We start from the raw sequence: 2,714 nt of genomic DNA, 5'->3' as shown, positions 1-2,714 counted from the left end.
ATATTCTGACCGTCGAAGATCCAATTGAATTTGTACACCAATCCAAAAAATGTCTGATCAACCAGCGTGAAGTGCATCGTGACACGCATGGTTTCAATGAAGCATTACGTTCTGCATTACGTGAAGACCCGGATATTATCCTGGTGGGTGAGATGCGTGACCTTGAAACCATCCGTCTGGCACTCACTGCTGCTGAAACCGGTCACCTGGTGTTTGGCACCCTGCATACAACTTCCGCTGCTAAAACTATTGACCGTGTAATCGACGTATTCCCGGCCGAAGAAAAAGACATGGTTCGTGCCATGCTGTCTGAATCATTACAAGCAGTCGTTTCACAAACCCTGCTCAAGAAAAATGGTGGTGGTCGTGTCGCTGCACATGAAATCATGATCGGTATTCCGGCCATCCGTAACCTGATCCGTGAAAACAAAGTTGCTCAAATGTACTCTGCCATTCAGACCGGTGCCAACTATGGTATGACTACGCTGGATCAGAGCCTGAAAACACTGGTATCTAAAGGCGTGATCAGCCCACAAGTTGCGCGTACTGCTGCTAAACAGCCTGAATCTTTCCTATAAAAAATGTTTTGATTTTCTCGGGGACGAAGTATGGATTTTAACGGCTTACTCGACTATATGGTGGCACAAAAGGCATCGGATCTGTTCATTACTGCAGATGTAGAACCTTCAATTAAAGTGAATGGCTCAATTGTGCCGATTGGATCAGTCAAATTACCTGGACCAGCAGTAGGCCAGATTCTGCATTCAATTATGACGGAAAAACAGCGCAAAGAATTTGCCGATACACGTGAGTGTAACTTTGCGATTACCAATCCCAGCAAATCAGCACGTTTCCGTGTCAGTGCATTTCAGCAGCGTGATCAGCCGGGTATGGTTCTGCGTCGTATTGAAACCGTCATTCCTACTATGGATGATTTAAAGTTACCGCCAATTCTGAAAGAACTGGCGATGACCAAGCGCGGGATTATCATCTTCGTGGGCGCAACAGGTACCGGTAAATCGACTTCCCTTGCCTCTTTGATTGGTTATCGTAATGAAAATTCCAAAGGTCATATCATCACCATCGAAGACCCGATCGAATTTGTGCACCAGCATAAGGGTTGTATCATCACCCAGCGTGAAGTCGGGATCGACACAGATTCATTTGAAATCGCCCTGAAAAATACCCTGCGTCAGGCACCAGACGTGATTCTGATCGGTGAGATCCGTTCCCGTGAAACCATGGACTATGCTATTGCCTTTGCGGAAACCGGTCACCTGGTATTTGCCACCCTGCACGCCAATAACGCCAACCAGGCCATTGACCGGATTATTCACTTCTTTGAGGCAGACCGTCATAACCAGCTGTTTATGGACTTGTCTTTAAACCTCAAAGCGATGGTGGCACAGCAACTAATCCCAACCATTGATGGTACAGGCCGTCGTGCCGCAATTGAGATCCTGATCAACTCACCTTTAGTTTCAGATCTGATCCGTAAAGGTGATGTGCATGAAATTAAAGACTTGATGAAGCGTTCACGTGAACTTGGAATGCAGACCTTTGACCAAGCACTGTATGACCTGTACAAGGCCAAACAGATCAGCTATAAGGATGCGTTGAAACATGCCGACTCTCCAAACGATCTGCGTCTGCAAATCAAGTTATCCGAAGAAGGTGGTGCACATCTAATGAATGCCGGCAGCAATATTACCTTTGATGGACAATCTTAAGATTAATTAATATCCTCATAAAAAAACAGGCTTCCTTTGAAGCCTGTTTTTTATACCTAGGAACATCCTGGCATTATTTTTTACGATAAGCGTCCTGACATTCAGGTTCATCACAGTAACCATACAGATTCAGTGAGTGGCCTGTTAATTCAAAGCCGAATTTTTTCGCAACTTCGTGCTGTTCATGTTCAATTACGTCATTGGTGAATTCAACAACTTTATTGCAGTTTTGACATACCAGGTGATCATGGTGATCATCCTGCATAATTTCAAATACAGAATGATTATTTTCAAAGTGATGACGCTGAATAATGCCCGCTGCTTCAAACTGTGTTAACACACGATATACAGTTGCAAGACCCACATCTTCCCCTTGATCGAGTAAAGTCTTGTAGATATCTTCCGCGCTTAAATGGTGCTGACGTGAGTTTTCTAATAGTTCTAATATTTTAATTCTAGGCAGGGTAACTTTCAGTCCAGCTTTGCGTAAATCTTGATTTGAAATAGGCATGTAAAAAGGTCTCTCAACAAAATTAAAGTTGGAATATGCAACAAAGTTTAGATGCAGTATGATCTATCCTTGGATCAAATGCATCATAATTAATTTGGGATAGTGTAGCAAAATGCAAAAAATCATGTTGACGTTATTCGTCACTTCATTGCTCGTCGGCTGTTCGACCTTAGGTGTGTACAAAGTTGATATTCCTCAAGGAACACCTTTAACTCAAGCACAAGCCTCTAAAATCCAGGTGGGAATGAGCCACCAACAAGTCCGCTTCCTACTTGGCAGCCCAACAGTGACAGATCCTTTAAATCCATTACGCTGGGACTACATCTACAATTATACCCCAGGAACCTATGCTAAAAAAGCCAACATTCCTGCTGCACGTGGTCAGCACTTAAAAATCTACTTCAATCCAAACGGTATTGTGGAACGCATTGAAGGTCTAGAAACAATTCCAGCGTCACAACCCGGTTTACCTC

The 2,714-nt window shown here is 43.7% G+C and carries 4 protein-coding genes; 3 read left to right on the top strand and 1 reads right to left on the bottom strand.

Annotation, left to right across the window (positions count from 1 at the left end):
• A partial coding sequence (locus B4033_RS05385) for a type IV pilus twitching motility protein PilT (protein WP_286832562.1) occupies positions 1 to 578 on the top strand: 578 nt, incomplete at its 5' end.
• Positions 579 to 608: 30 nt separating this feature from the next.
• Positions 609 to 1,730 carry a PilT/PilU family type 4a pilus ATPase gene (locus B4033_RS05380; protein WP_048881346.1) on the top strand — a complete coding sequence of 374 codons (1,122 nt, stop codon included), beginning with the start codon at positions 609 to 611 and terminating at the stop codon, positions 1,728 to 1,730.
• Between the two features lie 73 nt (positions 1,731 to 1,803).
• Here B4033_RS05380 and fur read toward each other — a convergent pair whose 3' ends face one another.
• Positions 1,804 to 2,241 (bottom strand): ferric iron uptake transcriptional regulator, encoded by a 438-nt coding sequence (gene fur, locus B4033_RS05375; RefSeq protein ID WP_004811125.1) that lies wholly within the window; start codon positions 2,239 to 2,241, stop codon positions 1,804 to 1,806.
• 112 nt (positions 2,242 to 2,353) lie between these two features.
• Between fur and B4033_RS05370 the strand changes: the two genes are divergently transcribed.
• Positions 2,354 to 2,714, top strand: a 361-nt coding sequence (locus tag B4033_RS05370; RefSeq protein WP_286832559.1) for an outer membrane protein assembly factor BamE, incomplete at its 3' end; no start/stop codon positions are given.

It is taken from the genome of Acinetobacter sp. UBA3132, from assembly GCF_002364825.1.
Classification (GTDB): domain Bacteria; phylum Pseudomonadota; class Gammaproteobacteria; order Pseudomonadales; family Moraxellaceae; genus Acinetobacter; species Acinetobacter schindleri.
Note: the sequence above shows the minus strand (reverse complement) of the source record. Positions and strands in the feature narration are given on the sequence as shown.

Coding starts and splice junctions, on each gene's coding strand:
- B4033_RS05380 (WP_048881346.1), top strand. CDS start 609: ATGGATTTTAACGGCTTACTCGACTATATGGTGGCACAAAAGGCATCG.
- fur (WP_004811125.1), bottom strand. CDS start 2,241: ATGCCTATTTCAAATCAAGATTTACGCAAAGCTGGACTGAAAGTTACC.